Below are 21,593 nucleotides of genomic sequence, written 5' to 3'. Positions count from 1 at the left end.
GTAGTACACTATGTAGTATCTAATTTTTTCCAATCAAGACAAATCGCTCTGAGAGACCTTTACGGTTGAATAAGTCGTCTTGTCTCTTAGCGGATACTAAAAAAGTATCAAGTTCACCCTCTGGTTCATCCCACATCGGATGCCCAAAGAGTCTCTGTAAACAATTAGCTATGCGGCCTTTTTGATCAACATCAATTGTTTCTCTATATAGTAGTTTTTCTCTATCGTCATTTGTAACGAAATCGAAAGCAACACCTAATATACTTTTCAGGTACGGTGCCCAAGTTAGTACAGAACCTTTATGCCAAATTCTACGGGCCTTCAGTTGTATGTTAGTCAACGATTTTCCTCGAATATTAGGCACCCAATTTGGTAAATTCCCATATTGGACTAATAAAGCAGCTAATACTTTAAAATTCTCTAACTCCGCATCGCGATAATCGCCTGTAGACTTAAAATTTGCTGATGATGGCTCTAAATACAATGTATTAGGGAATACAACGGTATTCAATAAGTCAATTGATAAAGCAAAATTTGCATCTTTAGAGGCAGTTGCAGTGTACTCTTTTATAGCTGACAACTCAAGAGCATTGACTCGAATCGCGCTCTTTAACATTTGTTTAGCATCTGCTCTGCTATGTTGTTTTTCGGATATAAGAAAATTTACAAAATTTGCTTCTGAGTGCTTCTCTACAGGTTTTGTAGAGGTGAACTCGTCAAGCATTTCCTTGTAAATTACGGATAATCTATCAAGCAACGTAGATGTGTAAAACGGAATCTGTTTGAGTTTTGAGTGAGCATCAAGATTAGTGATCATCAAGTCGTCAAACAATTTTTTCGCTTTATCAAACTCGCTTGGGGATAAATATGCTTTAATATCTACTTCAGAAATATTATTTAATACTTGGCCTGCTAACTTATGCTGACCATCAAACAATTTAATACGATTATCTATCAATCGTGCGATGGATGGCGCTAACTGTGGATGATCTTTCAAGTGATCTCTTAAAATTATTAACCTCTTATAATCAATTACTCTCGGTTGGAGACCCTCTTGGTCATCATTTTCGAGCCATTTAATCGGAATCCGTCCGTAGAAATACGAGACATTCAGAATGTTATCAAATAGTAAAGTGAAATTTTTGCAGTCAACACCGTCATCAATTTTTATTATACCATCTTCAATATTAGTGTGGAATGATTTTTTAGTGATTTCCTTAAGTTCAAAAATATCTTGGAGCTTTATGTTATTCTTTTTTTCATTGAATAATCGCTCCAGTTTTAGATTATCTCGAACTTCGTATAGGGACTGGTCGGATTTTCTACGATTATATTCTTTTAAAACGACTCTTATATTCGATAAATTAGTATCTCCTTGTTTAGAAAAAGGTAGAATATGGTCGTATTCTACAGTGTCGTCTTCACCAATAACTTCACCTGAGATAAAACAGCGAAGAGAACCATCTCTATCTATTTGCTGAGTTTTTACTTGTTGCTTTTCGCTGTCTGATAATTGCCTTTTCATTATAATTTAAACGACTTTCGCCAAATGAAATAAGGTTTCTTCCAAAGCAGCCTGTTTGATGAAGCCGCGAACGGACAGGTCTTCGTTTAATGATTCCCAACTTACGGCTATGCCGTTATCTTCCAGTTCATAACTGGCAAGTTGCTCAGCCGTTGCGTTTTTAAGTCGGGCAAAACCAGATAGTTTCAGATTCAGTACCCGACCGTTGGTTAATAAGATAAGCATCAAGTCCAGTTCGGTATCGAAGAACAGTTTTTTAATGCGTAAGCCCTGCTCAAAAATTAATTTGTCGAGCGGGTCCTTTGCTGGCTTGTCTAAAATCTCATTTTCCGAAATAGCCATTCCATTTGTCAATTAACAGGGTGCTGTTTGCCAAAACTAATTCTCGAATGTCACGACGTTCACGAACAGTAAATCCATAGCTATACTCTTCCTCAACAGACGGTGTCAACCAATATTTAGCCTTACCACTACCTTTCGTGACGTGAATATGAGGAGGCTCGTCGTTTTCGTTACTGTAAAACTTGAATTTATATCCGTTAATAAAAAGAACGACCGACATCAACAGCGAGGGGATAAATCGTAAAACCGCTGCTGCGGGTCGCGCTTTTTGGGGAGTTCGCGCGTGAATTCTAAAAATCCGGTAGGTTTTCCCATTTATCTAAAGCGTATACGGCTTGTCAAACACATCTTCCCAGGTTAACTCAACATGCTCTGCTGACAAACCTGTCTCGGTTTCTGCTTCATCAGTTGCTTCAGTCAAGGATTCGTCCCAAATGCTGTTTACAAAGTCAGTGTTGAGGGAAGGGGTAAACTTCTGAAGGCTCTTTATTTCGTAGCGAGCGTTTTTAATCGTTATTAGCCAGCTACGTGACCGTTTATCGGGCTGAATGTGCCATTTTATTACGTGCATCATAAGCCGGATAAGCTGACTCTGCAACGCACGCTTCTCCGAACGTGCCATTGTGTCAATCAATTGCGATAAACCTTCCTCCACATCGGCCAGATTGCCTTCGTGGAGTGACTGCTTGATTTCCTGTGCGGCCAGCAGTTCTGAATGCGATGTTATTTCTTCCCAGTTTTTCATAGCTGTAATTCCATCTCTGAAACGTGTAAGATCGCTTTTTCCTGCTTGATTTTCTTGATTTGACTTTGGTGAAGTGTTTCCACGGCGATTGTCTTACCATCCGCATTTACAAACTCAACCTCAAATCCTTTCTGGTCGCCATGGATCATAGCAACAGTGCCCACGTCACCACGCACTAAATCAGCATCAGGCAAATCGATAAGCAGTGCGACCAAATCACTTTCGTTAATCATAACCTCTCAGTTTGGATATGCTGTTACTAATTTAGGGATTTTCTCGCCGTTGTCAATAAACCATACCGACCGCATTGGGTATTGTTTCCCATTTGGGCACTGCATCCAACCCTCTACAACGTAACGAATCCCAAAGTCAGTTTGAATGAACTTTGCAACTTCATAAGTGAGAACATGACTCAACAAGGCTGTTCGCAACTCATCCGAATTTTCTTTGGTAAAGCCTACTATTTCGTAGAACGCAGCTTTACCGTTATTTTGAGGATGAGCGTGGTCGAGTAGGTAGCCAGTAAGTTTTCTGTCAGGAATTTCAGCGTTATGGGCATAAGGAACAGTCATCACCCGTGCGTCACATCCACTGTTATGTCCTGATAAACAACGCTTTTATCGCGGATTTGCTCGGCCAGCGAGATGCCCCGACCGGCCAGCGCCTGCCGGAAATCGCCGGGCATCACCTTCACAAACCGGCCAATCTGGTTATCCCAGTCCTGAATCAGGGCAAGGGCTACGTTGCTCGTGGTGTACTGGAAATGCTTCTCGACATATTCGCGGATGATGCCCTGGTCTTCATCGGTGAGGGTTTCCAGGTCTACCATTTCGGGGTTTACTTTGGAGGCAAACGTGCCGTCCTGATCATACACATACGCTACCCCACCCGACATCCCGGCGGCAAAGTTGCGCCCGGTCAGGCCCAGAATAATGGCTAAACCACCCGTCATGTACTCCAGACCGTGGTCGCCTACGCCCTCCACCACCACTTTAGCCCCGGAATTGCGGACGCCGAACCGCTCTCCCGCCATGCCCCGGATGAAGGCTTCGCCCGACGTGGCTCCGTAGAACGACACGTTGCCGACGATGCTGTTTTCTTCGGGTTTGAACGTCGCTGTCCGGTCAGGATACACAATCAGTTGGGCACCGCAGAGCCCCTTACCGAAGTAATCGTTGGCATCTCCTTCGAGTTCGAGTTTAATGCCCGCCGTAGCGAACGCCCCGAAACTCTGACCCGCCGTTCCCCGCAGTTTGACGTGAATCGTGCTATCGGGCAAACCCGGACCGCCATACACTTTCGAGATTTCGTTGGACAGCATCGTGCCAATGCTCCGGTCGATGTTCTGCACCGGAAATTCGCCATACACCGACTCGCCGGACGCCAGCGCGGGTTGCGCCAGGTCAATCAGTTTGCGGTCGAGTACATGGTCCAGTTCGTGATTCTGTTCTTCCTGCTTGAAGAGGGCCACGTCTAAGTTCGTTGGCTCTTTGTAGAGCAGCGCGTCGAGGTTGACGTTTTTGTATTTCCAGTGCGGCAGGTTATCGCGGAGTTCGAGCATTTGCGCCTGCCCCACCATTTCGTTGATGGTGCGGAAGCCCAGTTCGGCCATAATCTCGCGGAGTTCCATCGCCAGAAAGGTGAACATGTTCACGACATGTTCGGGCTTGCCCGTAAACAGGGCGCGGAGTTCCTTATTCTGCGTAGCCACCCCCACCGGGCAGGTGTTCAGGTGGCACTTCCGCATCATGATGCAGCCCGTAGCGACCAGTGCAGCCGTGGCCACCCCAAACTCCTCAGCACCCAGCAGGGCGGCAATGGCGAGGTCACGACCGGTACGCATCTGTCCGTCGGCCTGCACCGTTACCCGACCGCGCAGTTTGTTTTTTACTAACGTCTGATGGGCTTCGGCCAGACCTAATTCCCAGGGCAGACCCGCGTGGCGAATGCTCGACAGGGGCGAGGCTCCCGTGCCGCCATCATGCCCCGAAATCAGGATGTGGTCGGCATGGGCTTTGGTTACCCCGGCAGCAATCGTGCCGACGCCCGCTTCCGACACGAGCTTGACGCTGATGCGGGCATCCCGGTTGGCGTTTTTGAGGTCGGAAATAAGCTGGGCTAAATCTTCAATGGAATAAATATCGTGGTGGGGCGGGGGCGAAATCAGGCCCACGCCGGGCGTAGAGTGGCGCGTCCGGCCAATCCAGTCATCGACTTTGAAGCCGGGTAACTGACCACCCTCGCCGGGTTTGGCTCCCTGCGCCATCTTGATTTGCAGTTCGCGGGCGTTGGTCAGATAATAGCTCGTGACGCCGAAACGCCCCGATGCGACCTGCTTGATGCCCGAATTCATGCTGTCGCCGTTTTCGAGCGGTGTGTAGCGCAGTTCGTCTTCGCCCCCCTCGCCGGAGTTGCTCTTGCCACCAATGCGGTTCATGGCAATGGCCAGCGTAGTGTGGGCTTCCCACGAAATTGACCCGAACGACATAGCCCCCGTAGCAAAGCGTTTGAAGATGCTTTCGATGGGTTCAACCTCGTCGACTGGCACCGACGCGCCTTTCTTAAATTTCAGCAGACCGCGCAGGGTGATGGCCTTCTGCGTCTGGTCGTCAATGAGCTTCGAGTATTTCTTGAAGATGGAATAATCATTCTTCTTCGTGGATTGTTGCAGCAGGTGAATCGTATCGGGATTGAAAATGTGCTTTTCGCCCCGCTGTTTCCACTGATAAATGCCGCCCACTTCCAGCCGGGGAGCCGACACGGGCATTTCGGGGAACGCCACGCAGTGCCGCACCAGAATCTCGCGGGCAACTTCATCAAGCCCCATGCCGCCAATGCGCGACACCGTACCTGTAAAATACCGATTGACCACATCCTGATTCAGACCCAGACACTCGAAAATCATGGCACCCTGATACGATTGCAGGGTCGAGATGCCCATCTTCGAGAAGATTTTGAGCAACTCGCCATTGACGGCCTTCACGTAGTTTTTAGTGAGCTTGTCGAGGTCGTAATCCACCGTCAGCAAGCCTTTTTCTTTCATGTTGGCAATCGTCTCGAAGGCCATGTAGGGATTGATACCCGATGCACCGTAGCCAATGAGGGTAGCTACGTGGTGGGTTTCCCAGACATCGCCCGCTTCGACCACCAGCCCAACTTTACCCCGCAAGCCTTTGTAAATCAGGTAGTGGTGAATGGCCGACGTGGACAGCAGCGACGGAATGGGCGCGTGGCTGGAGTCGATAGCGCGGTCGGACAGCACCAGAATCGAGTACCCGTCCAGAATCGCATCCTCGGCATAGCGGCAAATCCGGTCGAGGGCTCGTTCGAGCGAGCGGCCCTGCCCGTCGGCGGTGAACAGGCAGTTGATGGTTTTGGCCTGAAAGTTCGGCCGGTCGATGAAGCGCAGTTTGTCGAACTCCTGCGTGGTCAAAACCGGCTGGTCGAGTTCAACCTGACGGCAGTGTTCGGGCGATTCACTCAGCAGGTTATACGTTGCGCCCACAAACGAAATGAGCGACATGATGGACCGCTCCCGAATGGAATCAATGGGTGGGTTGGTTACCTGCGCGAACAACTGCTTGAAGTAGTGGCTCATGTGCTGGCTCTGCTCCGACAGCACGGCCAGCGGCACGTCGGTTCCCATTGAGCCGAGGGCTTCCTTGCCCGTTTCGACCATGGGGGCCAGAATCATCCTGATGTCTTCCGACGTAAAGCCGAACGCCTGCTGCATCTTGAGCAGCTTGGCCGGGTCGTAATGATTGTAGGTTCGAATGGGGGCCTCTAAATCCTGGATTTTAATCTTGTTGGTATCGAGCCATTGCTGATACGGCTGGCGGGAACAGATGTCGGCTTTAATCTCCTCGTCCGACACGATGCGCCCCTGCTCCATATCGACCAAAAACATCTTACCGGGCTGCAAACGACCTTTCGAGACCACTTTAGACGGGTCGATGTCGAGCACGCCCACCTCCGACGCCATGATAACCACGTCCTCATTGGTAACCCAGAACCGCGAGGGGCGCAGGCCGTTCCGGTCGAGGGTAGCGCCCACGATGCGGCCATCGGTAAACGAAATCGACGCCGGGCCATCCCAGGGCTCAATCAGGGCGGCATGGTACTCGTAGAACGCCTTCCTGACGGGGTCCATGTGCTGATTACCATCCCAGGCTTCGGGAATGAGCATCATCATCACGTGCGGCAGCGACCGTCCGCTCATCACCAGCAGTTCAATGGCATTGTCGAGGTTGGCCGAATCGGACTGCCGCTGGTCGCAGATGGGCAGTAGCATGTCCATTTCGTCTTTAGTAAATTTGGCCGATTCGAGCAGCCCTTCGGCGGCTTTCATCCAGTTCACGTTGCCGCGCACGGTGTTGATTTCGCCGTTGTGGGCAATGTAGCGGAACGGCTGGGCCAGTTTCCACGACGGGAACGTATTGGTGGAAAAGCGCGAATGCACCACGCCCAGTGCCGAGACGACCTCTTCGTTCTGTAGGTCGGGGAAATACGGCTCAAGCTGGAGCGTCGTCAGTTGCCCTTTATAGGTAATGGTTCGGCAGGAGAGCGACGAGAAATAGAAGGTATCAACGCCCGCAATGGTTTCGTTGATGATGCGGGTGCTGTAATTACGGAGAATATAAAGTTTCCGCTCAAAGTCTTCGGCATTGGTGATGTCGGCGGGGCGTTTGATAAACACCTGTTCCATTTGCGGTTCGCACGAGCGCGAGCCATTGCCGAGGTCACTGTTATTGACCGGCACTACCCGATAGCAGAGGAGTTCAACCCCCAGCATTTTCATCTTCCGGTTCAGCACGGCCCGGCATTCTTCGCGCAGCCATACATCTTTGGGAAAATACACCATGCCCACGCCGTATTCGAGGGCGGGGGGCAGGTGGACGCCCAGCTTACGGGTTTCGTCCACAAAAAACTCGTGCGGAATCTGGATGAGCAGCCCTGCGCCATCGCCGGAGTTGGGTTCGGAACCTACCGCGCCCCGGTGTTCCATCCGCCGGAGCATCTGGAGAGCATCCGATACGATTTGGTGCGACTTACGGCCTTTGATATGGGCCACAAAGCCGATGCCACAGTTGTCGTGTTCAAACTCGGGGCGATAAAGGCCCGCCAAGTGGTCAACCTGATCAGACATGGTCGTAACAGCGTTGGATAAGCCTCCGATTCAGGATTCTAATTGAAAGAATCACAAAAAACAGGGGCGATTGTTAAGAAAATCTAAATTAATGAGTAGCCCGACGGGGAAATTAAATCAGTAGCAGGTCGTCGGGCTGACGGGCGTTTGTGACAAAGTCACGCAATATACTACCAAAAAAATTTGGTAAAAACAGCATTTGCCAGAATTTAATACCTCACGGTACGAATTGTGAATTTGATTATAATTCTTCTTGAAAAGTGACTATACAACTCCTCCAGATAGTTCATCTCCCGGCCTATTGTACTGGTTTTAGTGCGTTTGGATACAAACGGTGAATCTCAGTATCAATTATTTCGTCAAATTCTACTGACCTAATCAAGGCTACTCCGATACACCACTATAGCTGCTACTACGTGCAAATAGTAGTTTATAGCTATAAAGCAGTTGGATTTATTGGAGATTTAATTTAAATTTAATGGTCCTAATATACCACCAATCATGAAAAATAGTATATATTTATCCTGCATCATGCTAGTTCTGGGCACAAACGCAAGGCTGTTAGCCCAAACTCCCCAACCGATTCTGAACTCGGGTGATCCCTGGAAATACTGGGCATCAACGGTCGCGCCTTCATCCGAAAACTGGAAAGGGGCCGGAGCTTTCGATGATTCGGCCTGGCCCAGTGGGGCATCTCCGCTGGGGTACTCACCCGGTCGGGTTGACGGGGAAGTAACGATAGTGCCGACGGGCTGTGGGCCAAATGTATTCAATTGTGATGGCACCAATAACAACGTGAAATTCCCCGCCATTTGTTTCCGCAAAACCTTCACCATTGCCAATATCAACGACTACCGGAAACTCATTCTTCAGTACAGACGCGACGACGGCATTGTGGTGTATGTGAATGGCGTTGAGGTGAGACGTGAGTTCATGCCCAGTGGTGTAATCGCCCACGCCACGTCGGCCACCGCAGGCCCAGCCTCGACCGCTGAAGAGGAAGCCTGGCAACCAATTGACCCCGATGTTGCCACGCACAATGTACCCCTGCACCTGTATCTGCGTACAGGCGTGAATGTCATAGCCGCCGAGGTACACCAGACCAATACTGGCAGCCCCACCACCAACAGCACCGACCTGCGCTTCGACCTCAAACTGGAGGGCGTGCTGCCCGTAGCGACATCCCCAGCGAGCGGTACGTTTGGTTCGGGGTCTGCCTGGAAATACTGGGCAGCCCCAACGGCACCCTCGTCCAGCAACTGGAAAGGGGGCGGAACTTTCGATGATTCGGCCTGGCCCAGTGGGGCGTCTCCGCTGGGGTATGCCCCCAATAGTACGGCGGATGGCGCTGCCACGATAGTACCGACGGGCTGTGGAACTGCCTTCAACTGCCCGGAGAAATTCCCCACTATTTGTTTCCGCAAAACCTTCACCATTGCCAATATCAACGACTACCAGAAATTCATCATTCAGTACAAACGTGACGATGGCATCGTGATCTACGTGAATGGGGCCGAAGTAAGACGCGAGTTTATGCCCGATGGCGTAATCACTCACGCCACGTCGGCCACTGCCGGTCCACCGAACGATACCGAAGAAGATACCTGGCAACTCATCAGCTCTGATGTTAGCACCCACAACGTAACCCCGCGTATGTTTCTGCATACGGGTGTGAATGTGATTGCGGCTGAGGTACATCAGACCAACACCGGCAGCCCCACCACCAACAGCACCGACCTGCGTTTCGACCTCAAACTGGAGGGGGTGTTGGCCGCTGCCCCCCAGCACAAAATTTTGCGGGGGCCGTATCTGCAGATGGGTACCACCAGCCGAATGACGATTCGGTGGAGTACCGAAGCCCTATCGAAGGGGCAAATACGCTACGATACGATAGCGACTAACCTGACCGTAAACAACCCACAGGCTCAACTTGCTACCGAACCGGCCTTAGTCTCGGATCATCAGGTTATGCTGACAAACCTGGTTCCCAACAAAAAGTATTATTACGTCGTTGAGGTGGCCGGTCCACCTGTGATGCAACTGGAAGGGTCGGCAACGGCCGCTTCACTCCATTATTTTTATACGGCTCCGCTGCCCGGCACAGCGAAGAAGACCCGTATCTGGGCCTTAGGTGATTTTGGCACGAATAATTCCCGGCAGGATAGTGTCATTGCTTCATTTAAAGCCTATAAACAGCAGCAAGCCATTGATTACGTTGACTTGTGGCTCTGGATGGGCGACAATGCCTATGACTGGGGTCTCGACGAGCAGTATCGGGATAATGTATTCAAAAAAACGCTGAATGGCATCGATGGCCGCTACGACTGGATGTTCCGCCAGACACCTTTTTATGCCGCGCCCGGCAACCACGATTATCAGAATAACGTCCTCGGCGGTGGCCTGCGCTACGAACCACACCCGATTCACTACTACGACATCGTCAATAATTTCACGGAAGCCCCGGATGGTGGGGGCGGTGTGCCATCGCACCGGGAAGAGTATTACTCGTTTAATTACAACAACATTCACATTGTCAGTCTGGATTCGTATGGTTTCGAGAGTGGACAGGGAACCCAGATTTTTGCGGCAAATGGCCCACAGGTGACCTGGCTGAAGCAGGACCTGGCAGCCGCGCAGGTAAATCCGGCTATCAACTGGATTATTGTGTACTGGCACCACGCGCCATATACCCGGGGTTCGTACAACTCAGACACCGAACCCGAACTCATGAACATCCGAAATAATTTCCTGCCCATACTCGAGCAGTATAAGGTAGACCTCGTCATGACCGGGCATAGCCACGTGTATGAGCGGTCGAGGCTAATGAAAGGGAATTACGGCCCTTCGGTTGAGGCCCCAACGGACACCTTCAAAATTAATGTGCATAATCCCTTTTTAGCCGGTAACGCCCAGTCGTCGGGCAAATACGATGAGTCGGCCAACTCCTGTTTTTATTATAAAAGTTCAGCGTCAACGAAGAACGAAGGGATTATTTATGTGGTCAATGGGGCCGGGGGCCGGGCTGGGGCACAGGCTTTCGGTGCCGGGTTTCATAAAGCCATGCAGCATTCGGTCAATGAAGGCGGCTCTATGTATGTAGAAATCACGGGCAAACGATTAGATGCAAAGTTCATTGCCGGCACCGGCACGGTGAAGGATAAATTCACCATCATCAAAGACAGCGATGGCTTTGCCGTCCCGCCGACCGATGGTGCGTCGCGATTGGCCGTTTGTGAATGCACGGATACGGCCAAAGGATTTACGCATTATGCCGATAAGTCAGGGAATCTGCTGTTGTCCATCAAAAAACAAGGCTACAACATCGGTACCGTTGGGGTGGCTCCCTTCGACCTCCAACTGAAGGGCAATGCCGGTGTGACACGGATTGATGCCTACTCACCCACCAATTACGTCCGGCTGGCCTCCTATGGCTACCGGAATGTGACAGCGCCCTGGATCATCTTCAACCGCTACTGGACCCTCACCCCCGGTACGGAACTGAGCGGCAACAATCAGGTAATTGTCCGCCAGTATTACAAAGAAGCTGACCTGACAGCCCTGAATGTTCCGTATGCCGATGATCCGATGACGCATGGCAATTTGAAGCTGTACAAGGTAAACGATGGCACCACAGCTTACAACCTCGATCCGGCCGTCAGACACACGACCATTCCCCAGGCACCCGCCTATAACCGGCCGGGAGCCTGGGTATATGATGCGCGTGTACATGGAACGCGGGGCAAATACCCTACCACACACTACTGGCTGGGCGGAGACATGGGCAAGGGGAACTATTATGGCGATTACGTGGTGGGACGGCTCAAGGGCGGTGGCGGAATCGGGGCGCCTTCCAACTTTCTGAGCAATCCCACTGGTCAGGTGGATCGGGCTCCGCAACTCTGGTTTTATCTCGTTACGAACACGCCACCACCCGATTGGCAACGTTCGTATGACCTAACTGGCTGGACGGCCAGCCGGGATACGGGAATCTACGTGCCAATTGGGTATTCGCCCCGGGGTGAAGATGGTGAGGTAACCCGGGTGCCAAATGGCTGCCCAACGCCGAACGACTTTAATCCCGATTGTCAATCTAAAAACATCACGACTTATTTGAAGAGCTATGGGAGCGGCCCGTCTACCGGGAGTGGGGGGTACTTTCAATCCTATATTCTGAATTACCGGCGTAACGATGGGGTCATCATTTACCTCAATGGGCAGGAGGTGCTGCCCCGCGATCCGAATATGCCCGCTCCGCCCATTGTTATTACCCCAGCAACCCTGGCTGCGCTAAATACGAACGAACAGGAATGGCGAACCGTGATTATTCCGGCCACTACCTTCAGTGCTGGTGGCGTGATTGCGGCCGAAGTCCACCAATCGTCGCAGAGCAGTCCCGATATGCATTTTAATATAGAACTGATCGGGTCGCCCGACGCGGCCACAACACCCGTTGGGCTTCGGGAAGCTGCGCCGGTCAACGCGGATGATCCTTCTCTGATACTGCTTTACCCGAATCCGGTCGAGAAGGGCAGCGTATTTTTCAGCCCGGCGCTGAACTACCAGACGCTCCGCCTTACGGATTTGCAGGGAAAAACGTACCGGTACCTGTCGCAACCCGGCACTATCGATCACCTGGATGTTTCTTCACTGCCGGCTGGCATCTATATTCTTACCAGTCAGGGAGCCGATACCCGCACGCGCTATAAAATCGTGAAATTGTAATTGGCTGGAATAAAAGGTGTTCACTACTACTTAAACCGCATGAACTCATGGAAAAGGTGACATTACATCAACTAAAATACGGCCTGCTGTTGATTCTGTTGGGCGGTCTCTGGGCCTGCAAAGGTCCTCAGGGTGATGTTGGTCCTCAGGGGGCAATTGGTCCGGCAGGACCTCAAGGCGTTCAGGGCGTTCAGGGGGCAGCCAATATGCTTGTTTCGCCCTGGAAGATGATTGCCGCTGCCGACTGGAAATCCGACAATGACCCGCTCTATTTCTACACCAGCTTCGAAGACAATAACCTGACGCAGGCCGTTCTCGATAAGGGTTTAGTGATGGCTTATTATCGAAGTCCTGGTCAAAAATCGGTGGTGCTGTCATTGCCTTCGGTTACCGAAAAACTAAGCATTGGGTATTTTTTTCTGGTGAATCAGGGGAAGGGCGTGATGAATTTTGACCTTTCTTATTTTTTACCCCGCAACGTACCAATTGATTTTGACATTGACGTTCGCTGGATAATCATTCCGCCTAATCCGGGGGGACGGTTAGGCGCTGTTGACTGGACAAATTATGAAGACGTCAAACGCAAACTAAGCCTGCCGGAATAAACGCAAGGGGTGGGGGCAGCGGGGGCATAAAAAAACCCCTGTCGGGCGTCGCGGCAGGGGATTCTTAAGGGAAGTAAGTACTTAGAAGTGATCCGGCTGGGATTCGAACCCAGGACCCATACATTAAAAGTGTATTGCTCTACCAGCTGAGCTACCAGATCGGTTGTCCCATTCGCCAAAACAGGTCGTTGTCGTTTGGGAATGCAAAAGTAGGGGTTTGCTTTTCTAAACGCAAGCCCGGCTTAAAAAAAAGTTAACTGCCGGGTCAGTTTAATGGCTTCCACAGCCTCCCGAACATCGTGAACGCGCAGGATGGAGGCTCCTTGCTGCAGGGCTATCGTATTCAGAACAGTGGTGCCATTGAGGGCTTCATCAACCCTGATGTTCAGGGTTTTCCAGATGGTTGCCTTGCGCGAAAGACCGACCAGCACCGGCTCATCGAACACATGAAAATCGCTTAAATGATGGAGTAACTCAAAATTTTGCGCCGGTGTTTTCGCGAAGCCAAATCCGGGGTCCAGAATGACATCTTTAGCGCCCAGCGCCCGCAATTTGGCTAACCGAATGGCTAATTCGTCAATTACTTCGGTCGTCACGTTCGTATACGTCGCCAGCGCCTGCATGGTCTGGGGCGTGCCGCGCAGGTGCATCAGGATATACGGAATGTCCATCGACTGGCTCAGGTCGGCAACCGTCCCGAACATAACGGGGTCGAGCGTACCACCCGATACATCGTTAATGAGTGCTGCCCCCGACGCCACGGCCTGCCGGGCAACGGCTGCCCGAAAGGTATCTATCGAAAGAAGTGCATCCGGGAAATTCGCTAAAATGGCTTCGATCACGGGCAACACCCGGTCAGCTTCTTCGTCGGGACTAACGACAGCAGCGCCGGGTCGGGTCGAGTAGCCGCCAACATCTAAAAAGGTGGCTCCTTCGGCCAGCATTATCCGGGCAACGTCGATGGTTTGCTCAAGACGAACGCGGCTGTCGGCAAAGAACGAATCGGGCGTTACGTTCAGAATTCCCATGACGGCGGGCGTTTCTAAATCCACGAGCCGTCCCCGGCAGTTCAGCGTTTTTTTTGTAACTTTGGGCATAAAAAATAGTCGATAGTCGCCAGTCAATAGTCACGGTCCGCCGTTGCGGTTAGTGGTTGGTTCCTGTGGTGTACTATCGACTGACGACTATGCAAGATACAGAATCCGACTATCGGCAGGTTATCCAACGCTGCAAAGATCTGTTCCTGAAAAAGAATAAAGATTACGGCACGGCCTGGCGAATTCTGCGCCTGCCGAGCATCACCGACCAGATTTTTATTAAAGCCCAGCGCATTCGTACCCTACAGGAAACGGGCGTGAGCCGCGTGGGAGAGGGCATCGAACCTGAATTTGTCGGTATCATCAATTACTGCGTGATGGCCCTGATTCAACTGCAGTTAACGGCTGACCAGCGCACGGACATTCCGACGGATGAACTCGAAAATCTGTACGACGCAGAAATTGGCCGGGTTATTGAATTGCTTTTTGCCAAAAACCACGATTATGGCGAAGCCTGGCGGTCGATGCGGGTGAGTTCGATGACCGACATTATTCTGATGAAATTGCTCCGCACCAAGCAGATTGAGGACAACCGGGGCAATACACTCGTGTCGGAAGGCGTTGAGGCCAATTATATGGACATGATTAACTACGCCGTTTTTTGTTTGCTTAAACTGAAAAGTAATTAGACAGGATTACAGGATGACAGCCAATAAAATCCTGTTAATCCTGTAATCCTGTCAAAAAAATATATGAACCCAACAACCACTCAACCCACCGTTAAAACCGGTACGCCACCGATGCTGATCGCGGCCCGTGTTGCCCGAATTCTGGTCGGGATTGTTTTTATTTTTTCGGGGCTGATCAAACTAAACGACCCCGTTGGCACCCAGATTAAGTTCGAGGAATATTTTGAGGTCTTCGCCCAGGATCTGCCGTTTCTGCACAATTTCTTTATGGCTTTAGTGCCGTTTACGCTGGCCATGTCGGTGCTGTTTTGTGCGGCCGAGGTGATTCTGGGCGTGGCCTTACTGGCTTCCTACAAACCCAAAGTCACCGTCTGGTTATTGTTTTTCCTGATCACGTTTTTCACCTTCCTGACCTTCTACTCGGCTTATTTTGACCGGGTTACCGACTGCGGCTGCTTTGGTGATGCCATCAAGCTCAAGCCCTGGACATCGTTCGGCAAGGACATTGTGCTGGGTATATTGATTTTGTACATTATTGGTCACCGCAACCGACTGCGCTCCCGCAATACGGGCTGGTTGGTAGGGCTAACCACCGTATTGACGCTTGCCCTGGGTATGTATGCCGTTCAGTTTCTGCCCCCAATTGATATGCTGCCCTATGCCGTTGGCAAGAGCATTCCGACGCAGATGAAACCGTCAGAACCCCTGCGTTACAAGTACATCATGGAGAAGGGAGGCAAAACCGAGGAGTTTGAGCAATACCCAACCGACCCGCATTACAAATTCAAAGAGATGGTGCTGCTAAATGAGCGTGCGAAGCCCAAAATCACGGACTACCGCATCTGGAACGACGAAGCCGATTTTACGCAGCAAACCTTCGAAGGCAGCAAACTTTTCATCATCGTCAAGAACACCAAAGACATCGACGCCGGAAACCTGCCCGCCATCCGGTCGCTGGTCGAAGGGCTACAAGGCTCAACCGTATCGCCATACATCCTGACCTCGACCAGCGACGACGAGATCAAGGCATTCCGCAAGGAATTTCAGTTGGAAAACATACCGTATTATAAAGCCGATGCCACGGTCCTGAAAACCATCATGCGCTCAAACCCAGGCACCTGGCTCCTGAGCAACGGTGTTGTGCGGGGCAAATGGCATTACAACGCCACGCCGGACGCGGGTGAGGTTAAAACAATTGTGAATGATTGAGTGATTGAATGATTGAATAGTTGCTCGCGTCAGCTATTCAATCATTCAATCACTCAATCCGGTCCGGCGTTCCGGTTCGCTCATTGCGAATGAAAAACATCTTTCTGATTGGGATGCCCTCATCGGGCAAGAGTACGCTGGGGAAGCGCATAGCCGACGCGCTGCATTACCGGTTCGTTGATACCGATAAACTCATTGTTCGGGAGGAGGGACGCTCCATTGCCGATCTGTTCGCGCAATCGGGGGAGGACTATTTTCGCGAGGCCGAACGGCGGGTGTTGCGAACCATCCGGCCCGGTGCCAGCCTGGTCGTGTCGACGGGTGGCGGGATGCCCTGCTTTAATGACAATATGGCCTACATCAACGCAACGGGCGTATCCGTGTTTTTAGATGTACCGGTAGAAACGCTGGTACAGCGCATGCTGGCCCACGCGCAGGAAGACCGCCCGCTTTATAGTCCCGCTAATCCTGAACTGCGGAGTAGCCTGCAACAACGGTATACGGCTCGACTGCCTTTTTACAGACAGGCGAATGTTCATGTTTCTGGGGAAACCAGCGCAGACATGGTGCTGCGATTGGTAGGCGAGTGGTTATAAAAGAAAGAAGAACGGGAGAAAAGGGCAAAAGGAATTGATACACTTCTATTCCTTTTGCCCTTTTCTCCCGTTCTTCTTAGAAAAATACGCCCAGCGACACCATCAGATTGGCGCTTCGGTTGCTGGTGGTCACCGTGGGTGTATCCACATCGTTGGGCAACTGGAAGGGCGAATAACCCGATTTATAGGTCAGGTAGGAACCGGCCAAATCGGCAAAGAAACGGTCGTTTCGCACGCCTAACCCCGCCGACAGCAGGAGTTTAGCCCGGTCGGCTTTGGCTACCCGGTCCAGGTCGAACTTGTAGGCGCTGGGCAAGTACCCGACACCCGCCCGCACCCGCAGCAGACCCGCCCGCACTTCGGCGCCCGCCCGCAGATTCACCACGTTCTGATAACTTTCCTGCACGAACCGTTTCACGTCGTTTCGGAAGTCGGTATTGTCCTGCTGGTTATTGAAGGCCGAGGTTCGCACCCGCATCCCCTGGTAGCCCACATATTCGGCAGTGGCCGTGATGAACCCGATTTTACCCGCGCCGATGAAATAAGTTGCTCCGCCTGATGCCCGCAGGGGTGTTTGCAGCGAATAATCGAAGTTGTTCGATGGGTCAACTACATCGACAAAGTTAGTTTTCAACCGGAGGGTGGGATCTTTGGCTACCGCCGTCAGCGTTTGGCCAAACACTTCGGCGGCACTGCTGAAGGTCGGCGACGTAACCGTAGCGCCAATCTGTAGGGCCGGAGCAACCCGATACATCAACCCCAGACTGGCGTTGATGCCACTACCCGTTACGTTGAGCCGGTTGGTCTGGCCATAGTTGGTAAAGGTGCGGCCATTGATGGGTGTTTCCAGAAAAACAACTTCCGATGAGTATTTGAGCCGGGTGAGGGCAATGGAACCGCCGATATACAGTTTGTCGTCTAAGTTACCAGCGTAGGCCAGTGTCCATTGCGACTGAGCGCCCGAGCGAGTGATGGTCGATCGCTGATCTTTCTGCGTGGTTGCGTCAAAGCGAGTATAGGGTGGCCCCGATCCGTTCGTACCCAAATCAGTAGGATTTATCAGGAACAAGCCATAGGCGGCTGCTTCTTTAAAGTCGGCCTGGCGGGATTCGGGCAGAAACGCATCGCTAAGCTGGGCTTCACTGTATTTAGCCGAATTGGCAGCGTTGATGTAGGTTTGGGCAATGGATGAGTTGGGGTTGATGTTTGTCCCGCGGGCATCCACATAATCGAAGAAATTAGCCGACTGCGAATACGTGACGCCGAACGCAGTACGTTTCCACCGGCTGCTGTTCGAGTTGTTCCCGGCCAGCACCAGCCCAAACTGCCCAACGCTGACCTTCCCATCGCTGCCGGTCGACCGCGTCCCCAAAAACGTGTTCTGGTTATTGATTGAGGTGAAGGTTGGGCTGACGCTCAGTTCCGATCGATTGTAGAAGGCCAGGCCGGCTGCATTGCCGAATAAGTTACTGGCATCGCCCCCGAGGGCCGCGTGATTGCCACCCAGCCCCCGGAAACGGGCCGTACCGCTCTGCGTAAAATCAGAGTAGCGAAACGCATCGTCAGCGTAGTCGAAAGCCGCTCCCTGACCGAAGGCAACGTGAGTGACGACGACCAGAGACATTGATAAAAAAAACTGTTTAGTCATGGTTATTAAGCGATGAGGTGGAGCAAACTTGTACGTTTGCCCCTTAGAAACGATAAACGGCTGAACGTTTAACGGCCTGGTCATAAATAGTAGCGTTTGTTCAGTAACTAACAAACAAAAATCCCCGTCAATTGTCCTAACTGGCGGGGATTTTTTAGAAGAAAGTTAGCGTTTAGCGTGGGCCGCGCGAACTGCCCCCCGAACTGCTGCCGCCTGAACTACTGCCACCTCCGCCCGAACTGGGTGCACTATAGCTGGGGGCGCTGTAAGTGCTACGGCTTGGCGCACTGTAACTGGGTTGCGACTGCTGATAGCTCGGCTGGGATTGCTGCTGATAGCTGCCCCGGCTTTGCGAGGGCTGTGCTTGCTGGTAGCTGGGCTGCGACGGCTGGTAGCTGCTTCGGCCACCACTGCCATTGTCAGAGGGGGTATAGCTGCCCCGGCTGTTCTGGCGCGGGCGGGCATAGTACTCACTGCCTGAATTGCTGCTACCTGAGTTGCTGTTATACGACGGAGCCGTAGTTGGGTTGCCGCTCGTCCGGCCACTGCTCCCCGAACTGTTGTCGTAGTAGTACGAACCCCGGCTGCTGTTGCCAGGGCGGGCATAGTACCCGTCGCGGCTGGTTGTACCCGTAGACGAACTGGTGCGGCCGCCATTCGGATTGTAGGTACGGGCTGAATTGTCGAAGTCAGTGCTATAGCGACCCGATGAGCGATCATTGGTTCGGTTGTAGGTCCGATTGGCGTATGGATTAGCGCCGGATACGTACACATTGTTTACGTAGACCGGACGGCCCCAGCCTCCATTGTAATAGCTATTGCCATAGGGCGAATACCCATACGAGTTGCCGTAGTAGGAATCATAAAAACCATTTCCATACCCATAGGGCGAATAGAACGAGTTTCCGAACCCATACGGCGAGTAGGCCAGTGAATTTCCCCAGAAGGGATCGTAGAAACCACCACCAAACCGGTTGTAGCCCCAGGGCGAATACCCAAACGAACCCACGCCTAAGCCAATGGTAATGCCATTGAAAAAGCCGGTGTTGTTATAGCCCCAGCGGTTCCAGCTATAGGCCGACGTCTGGGCGGCATTGTAGCCATTGACGAAGCCTGAATTATAGGCGTTGCCGGTATCGTTCCAGCCCGGATCGGGCGAGAGACCCCGGTTCAGTTTACGGGCGCTCAACTCCGTGTAATACTCATCGGTGTTGGCATTGTACCCCTGCTGGTCGTCGGTATAGTCGGGGTTGGCGTTGCGGAGTGACTGCTGTTGTTGTCGTTCGTAGCGTTGTTGCTGGCGCGTGGGGCGCTGGGCAACCGACGATGCATCGGATGAATTGCTGGCATACACGGCGGCATTGCCGGAGTTGCCATACAAATCATCCACTTCACCCGCGTTCTGGGCAGTCTGACGGCTGGATGTACAGCTCCAGATGCCCAGCAGAGCGGCCAGTGTGAAGAAGCGATATAGGCTTTGAGTGTTCATTTGGCAAAGGATTTAATTTGAGCAAAGACGACGGTTAATTACTCGTTTTATCTATAACACGGGTTTACCCGGTTTGATTACAAAAATAGAGTAAAAACCTATCTTTGCAAGTTATCAGCCGTTAGATTCCATTCTAATCAAAAAGGTTTAATCCGATTTTAAAAAAAGTCAGGCGTGGTCCGGTTTTGTTAAGAGTAGTCAGAGGTCGGGTGTCTGCTAAACTTCTAACCATACTTGACAAAACCGGACCACGCCTGACTAAATTAATGTATGGCAAAAGCAATTCCGTCCCGTAGTGAAAACTACTCCGAGTGGTACAATGAGTTAATTAAACGGGCCGATCTGGCCGAAAATTCAGCCGTTCGGGGCTGTATGGTTATTAAGCCCTATGGGTTCTCAATCTGGGAAAAAATGCAGCGCGCCCTGGACGATATGTTCAAAGAGACGGGCCACAGCAACGCCTATTTCCCGCTGTTCATTCCGAAATCGTTTCTGAGCAAAGAAGCGTCACACGTAGCCGGGTTTGCCAAAGAATGCGCCGTAGTGACGCACTACCGGCTCAAAAATGCCGAAGATGGCTCAGGCATTATTGTTGACCCCGACGCCAAACTCGAAGAGGAACTTATTGTTCGCCCAACCTCGGAAACGGTTATCTGGAGTACCTACAAAAACTGGATTCAATCCTACCGCGATTTGCCGCTGCTCATTAACCAGTGGGCCAACGTGGTGCGCTGGGAAATGCGGACCCGGATTTTCCTGCGTACTGCCGAATTCCTGTGGCAGGAGGGGCATACTGCCCACGCCACCGCCGACGAAGCCCAGGCCGAAACCCGCCAGATGCTGGACGTGTATGCGACCTTTGCCGAAGAATGGATGGCCATGCCGGTAATCAAAGGGGCAAAAACAGCCAACGAACGGTTCGCTGGTGCCGATGACACGCTTTGCATCGAAGCCATGATGCAGGATGGCAAGGCATTACAGGCTGGTACGTCGCACTTCCTGGGGCAGAATTTCGCCAAAGCCTTCGACGTGCAGTTTCTGACTAAACAAAACCAGTTAGACTACGTTTGGGGAACCTCGTGGGGCGTGTCGACCCGGCTGATGGGTGCCCTGATCATGGCCCACTCCGACGATGATGGCCTGGTGTTGCCGCCAAAACTGGCGCCCATCCAGGTGGTTATCGTGCCCATTTATCGCACCGATGAGCAGTTGGAGCAGCTTTCCGCCAAAATTAAACCCCTGGTTCAGGAATTGAAGAAGGCCGGTATCTCGGTGAAGTACGACGACTCCGACGCTAACAAACCCGGCTGGAAATTCGCCGAGTACGAACTGCGGGGCGTTCCGGTTCGGCTGGCGATGGGCGGGCGCGACCTGGAAAACGGCACCGTTGAGATTGCCCGGCGCGACCTGAAAACCAAAGAAACCGTTCCGTTCGATGGGCTGACGGAGCGTATTAAAGCCTTGCTTGACGATATTCAACGGACGATTTACGAAAAAGCCTATGCGTTCCGGCAGGCGAATACCTTTCACGTAGACACCTTTGAGCAGTTTCAGGCGCAGCTTGAAAAAGGCGGTTTCCTGCTGGCGCATTGGGATGGCACCTCCGAAACCGAAGAGGCCATCAAAGAAGCCACCAAAGCCACCATTCGCTGCATCCCCTTCGACCGGGAAGCCGAAGAAGGGGTTTGCATCTATTCGGGAAAACCGTCGACGGGCCGCGTTGTGTTTGCCAGAGCGTATTAACTTGGTTTCAGGGTCAACATTCCAGGTTCAGCATGTAACAGGAACGTTGACCCTGAAACCTGTAACCAATTAAACTTTTGACCTTTTTTGCGGGTTG

General features: G+C 51.8%; 16 protein-coding genes and 1 tRNA gene. 6 read left to right on the top strand and 11 right to left on the bottom strand.

What is annotated here, in order from left to right:
* Positions 1 to 19 precede the first annotated feature (19 nt).
* The 7 genes from ACYVI1_RS09525 to gltB form a co-directional block, all read right to left on the bottom strand.
* Entirely contained in the window at positions 20 to 1,525 is a 1,506-nt protein-coding gene (locus tag ACYVI1_RS09525; RefSeq protein WP_460909241.1) for an HNH endonuclease domain-containing protein, read from the bottom strand.
* Positions 1,526 to 1,531: 6 nt separating this feature from the next.
* Complete coding sequence (locus ACYVI1_RS09520; protein ID WP_460909239.1) at positions 1,532 to 1,867, bottom strand: DUF2442 domain-containing protein; 336 nt, start codon at positions 1,865 to 1,867, stop codon at positions 1,532 to 1,534.
* A complete protein-coding gene (locus ACYVI1_RS09515; protein WP_460909237.1) occupies positions 1,848 to 2,087 on the bottom strand; it encodes a DUF4160 domain-containing protein in 240 nt (79 codons plus the stop codon). Before ACYVI1_RS09515 ends, ACYVI1_RS09520 begins: the two co-directional genes overlap by 20 nt.
* 99 nt (positions 2,088 to 2,186) lie before the next feature.
* Positions 2,187 to 2,612 (bottom strand): DUF29 domain-containing protein, encoded by a 426-nt coding sequence (locus ACYVI1_RS09510; RefSeq protein ID WP_460909235.1) that lies wholly within the window; start codon positions 2,610 to 2,612, stop codon positions 2,187 to 2,189.
* A complete protein-coding gene (locus tag ACYVI1_RS09505) occupies positions 2,609 to 2,845 on the bottom strand; it encodes a DUF4926 domain-containing protein (RefSeq protein ID WP_460909233.1) in 237 nt (78 codons plus the stop codon). Before ACYVI1_RS09505 ends, ACYVI1_RS09510 begins: the two co-directional genes overlap by 4 nt.
* A 6-nt stretch (positions 2,846 to 2,851) precedes the next feature.
* Entirely contained in the window at positions 2,852 to 3,184 is a 333-nt protein-coding gene (locus ACYVI1_RS09500) for a DUF6883 domain-containing protein (RefSeq protein WP_460909231.1), read from the bottom strand.
* Complete coding sequence (gltB, locus tag ACYVI1_RS09495; protein WP_460909229.1) at positions 3,184 to 7,758, bottom strand: glutamate synthase large subunit; 4,575 nt, start codon at positions 7,756 to 7,758, stop codon at positions 3,184 to 3,186. The genes ACYVI1_RS09500 and gltB overlap by 1 nt, the downstream gene beginning before the upstream one ends.
* Before the next feature lie 501 nt (positions 7,759 to 8,259).
* Here gltB and ACYVI1_RS09490 point away from each other — a divergent pair.
* Both ACYVI1_RS09490 and ACYVI1_RS09485 read left to right on the top strand, forming a co-directional pair.
* On the top strand, positions 8,260 to 12,480 hold the full coding sequence (locus tag ACYVI1_RS09490; protein ID WP_460909227.1) for a metallophosphoesterase: 4,221 nt from the start codon (positions 8,260 to 8,262) through the stop codon (positions 12,478 to 12,480).
* A 47-nt stretch (positions 12,481 to 12,527) separates the two neighbouring features.
* Positions 12,528 to 13,085 carry a hypothetical protein gene (locus ACYVI1_RS09485; RefSeq protein WP_460909225.1) on the top strand — a complete coding sequence of 186 codons (558 nt, stop codon included), beginning with the start codon at positions 12,528 to 12,530 and terminating at the stop codon, positions 13,083 to 13,085.
* 88 nt (positions 13,086 to 13,173) lie between these two features.
* Here the strand turns inward: ACYVI1_RS09485 and ACYVI1_RS09480 are convergent.
* Together ACYVI1_RS09480 and folP are read right to left on the bottom strand one after the other, a co-directional pair.
* Positions 13,174 to 13,246 (bottom strand) — tRNA-Lys (locus tag ACYVI1_RS09480).
* Between the two features lie 81 nt (positions 13,247 to 13,327).
* A complete protein-coding gene (gene folP / locus ACYVI1_RS09475; RefSeq protein WP_460909223.1) occupies positions 13,328 to 14,182 on the bottom strand; it encodes a dihydropteroate synthase in 855 nt (284 codons plus the stop codon).
* Between the two features lie 89 nt (positions 14,183 to 14,271).
* Between folP and ACYVI1_RS09470 the strand changes: the two genes are divergently transcribed.
* The 3 genes from ACYVI1_RS09470 to ACYVI1_RS09460 all read left to right on the top strand — a co-directional run bounded on the left by ACYVI1_RS09470 (position 14,272) and on the right by ACYVI1_RS09460 (position 16,616).
* The gene (locus ACYVI1_RS09470) at positions 14,272 to 14,811 is read left to right on the top strand and encodes a DUF1599 domain-containing protein (protein WP_460909221.1); all 540 of its coding nucleotides are present in this window, start codon (positions 14,272 to 14,274) and stop codon (positions 14,809 to 14,811) included.
* 63 nt (positions 14,812 to 14,874) lie between these two features.
* The gene (locus ACYVI1_RS09465) at positions 14,875 to 16,020 is read left to right on the top strand and encodes a BT_3928 family protein (RefSeq protein WP_460909219.1); all 1,146 of its coding nucleotides are present in this window, start codon (positions 14,875 to 14,877) and stop codon (positions 16,018 to 16,020) included.
* An 89-nt stretch (positions 16,021 to 16,109) separates the two neighbouring features.
* Positions 16,110 to 16,616, top strand: coding sequence for a shikimate kinase (locus ACYVI1_RS09460; protein WP_460909217.1), 507 nt, complete (start codon positions 16,110 to 16,112; stop codon positions 16,614 to 16,616).
* Positions 16,617 to 16,692: 76 nt separating this feature from the next.
* On the opposite strand, the gene ACYVI1_RS09455 is transcribed toward ACYVI1_RS09460, so the two are convergent.
* A complete protein-coding gene (locus ACYVI1_RS09455; protein ID WP_460909215.1) occupies positions 16,693 to 18,264 on the bottom strand; it encodes a hypothetical protein in 1,572 nt (523 codons plus the stop codon).
* A gap of 172 nt (positions 18,265 to 18,436) precedes the next feature.
* Positions 18,437 to 19,753 (bottom strand): hypothetical protein, encoded by a 1,317-nt coding sequence (locus tag ACYVI1_RS09450; protein ID WP_460909213.1) that lies wholly within the window; start codon positions 19,751 to 19,753, stop codon positions 18,437 to 18,439.
* Positions 19,754 to 20,023: 270 nt separating this feature from the next.
* Between ACYVI1_RS09450 and proS the strand changes: the two genes are divergently transcribed.
* Positions 20,024 to 21,496 (top strand): proline--tRNA ligase, encoded by a 1,473-nt coding sequence (gene proS / locus ACYVI1_RS09445; RefSeq protein WP_460909211.1) that lies wholly within the window; start codon positions 20,024 to 20,026, stop codon positions 21,494 to 21,496.
* Positions 21,497 to 21,593 lie beyond the last annotated feature (97 nt).

It is taken from the genome of Spirosoma areae, from assembly GCF_054781775.1.
Note: the sequence above shows the minus strand (reverse complement) of the source record. Positions and strands in the feature narration are given on the sequence as shown.